Here is an 838-nt window from a genome sequence, read left to right as displayed (position 1 = left end):
TCCAGCGCTTCCCACCGGTACTTGACGCGCATCTCCTGAACCGCTTCCAACGCTAATTGCTGGACGTGGAATCGATCGGTTACCTGAGTAGCTCGTGGAAAGCATTTTTTGGCAATCAAAGCCATATTGCCCGCCATGTCCAGGGTGATTTCGGTGACCTTTTTGCGGAGCTTTTCGGGAATTTTTCGCAGGATAGCGATCACCGTTTCGGCTTTTGTACCGGCGATAATGGCCACAATACTCCCTTTTTGGCCTTTGGCTGCTTTATTGGTCAGGATCGTATATAACTCGCCATGTGAAAGGCTCGTCTCATCAATCGATAAGTGCGTTCCTAGATTTTGGGGATATAGCAGCCACTGATTGGCATGTTCTCGCTGAGGCCAGTTCTGAAAATGGCTCAAATGGGTCCGATACTGACGGGAAAAACGCTTTCCGACAACACCGAATAAACGACCCAGGCTATTGGTACTGTGGGGGAATAAAGCCGTCAAGCTGGTTTAAAAAAAGTGCGAATTCTTTCGTCATTCGCGTTCCCTGGGCTACCTGCGACCAATCTCTCTGCTGGATTTGACCGGTCTGAGTATTCAGCCAGCGACGGCGTTTGATATGAAGAAAAACCCGTTTATCACGAATGGGGAAGTCCTGGATGGTAATTTCAGGCAGGAACCCCTTCGATAAAAGAAATTCTTTGGCGGGATCGGACTCCGGGTAGTTCTTCTCTTCCAGATAAACATGAAGCCGATCCGAAGACTTCTCGACACGGGTCAACTCATAATAGGCTACGATAAAATCGGGTAACAGGTATTCGACTAAAGGCAGGAAACTCTCCAAGACGGTC

2 protein-coding genes are annotated in these 838 nt (G+C 48.7%); both read right to left on the bottom strand.

The genetic code is table 11. The features are described from left to right. Positions 1–491: transposase (locus FH871_RS31755; RefSeq protein ID WP_138995316.1), on the bottom strand; the 491-nt coding region annotated here is incomplete at its 3' end. Continuing rightward, positions 460–838 (bottom strand): hypothetical protein (locus FH871_RS31750; RefSeq protein ID WP_306439264.1); only part of this gene is annotated, 379 nt, incomplete at its 5' end. The genes FH871_RS31750 and FH871_RS31755, both read right to left, overlap by 32 nt.

Source organism: Larkinella sp. C7, assembly GCF_006149005.1.
Taxonomy (GTDB): domain Bacteria; phylum Bacteroidota; class Bacteroidia; order Cytophagales; family Spirosomataceae; genus Larkinella.
The sequence above is the reverse complement of the archived record's forward strand: the minus strand, read 5'-3'. Positions and strand labels throughout refer to the sequence as shown.